This is a genomic window from Oleiphilus sp. HI0066 (assembly GCF_001635725.1).
The window spans coordinates 1-850 of the sequence record NZ_LWFH01001801.1 but is presented as its reverse complement, the minus strand read 5'-3'; the positions used below and the strand labels follow the sequence as shown (position 1 = coordinate 850).

Annotated in this window: 1 protein-coding gene; it reads right to left on the bottom strand. The window is 46.7% G+C overall.

Annotation, left to right across the window (positions count from 1 at the left end; translation table 11 throughout):
- Nucleotides 1–60 precede the first annotated feature (60 nt).
- On the bottom strand, nucleotides 61–850 hold a 790-nt coding region (locus A3738_RS28000), incomplete at its 5' end, for a cell division protein FtsZ (RefSeq protein ID WP_068764005.1).

Here is an 850-nt window from a genome sequence, read left to right as displayed (position 1 = left end):
ACTTGTTTCCCAAGCAGATTGTCTAAAGTGTCGTTAAGCTGTCATATTTGAGGCGTAGCATTAGTCGGCTTGTCGTCTCAAAAAAGCAGGGATATCAAGGTAGTCAACACTCGGAGCCGGCGCCACATCTTGACTTACCGCCGCGTTACCCTGAGTTTCGGCAACTGCGCGACGACGACTCACTGCTGGGCGATCCAACTTGTTGTAGTCTGTTTTACCGTCCACTGCTTTAGGCGCAGTATTATCGACAACCTTCACAGGCTTATCAGCAACACTTGAAAGACCTGTTGCAACAACAGTCACTTTAAGCTCATCGGTCATCTCATTATCAATAACCGTACCGACAACCACTGTTGCTGATTCCGACGCAAATTCTTCAACGATGCTACCTACCTCTGAGAACTCACCTAAGTTCAAATCAAGACCTGCAGTAATATTCACTAGAATACCGCGCGCACCTTGAAGGTTAATGTCTTCTAATAGCGGACTGCGAATAGCTGCTTCGGCTGCTTCACGTGCACGATTTTCACCTGACGCAGTACCTGTGCCCATCATCGCCATGCCCATTTCAGACATAACAGTTTTCACGTCTGCAAAGTCAACGTTGATCATACCAGGGCGAATAATCAAATCCGCAATACCCTGAACGGCACCCTGCAACACGTCATTTGCAGCACCAAACGCATCAAGCAAACTTGTATTTTTACCAAGAACGGCAAGTAACTTTTCATTAGGGATGGTGATCAGAGAGTCTACGTTTTCAGCAAGTTCTGCTAAACCCGAGTCTGCGATCTTCATTCGCTTACTACCTTCAAATGGGAACGGCTTAGTCACAACAGCAACCGTTAAA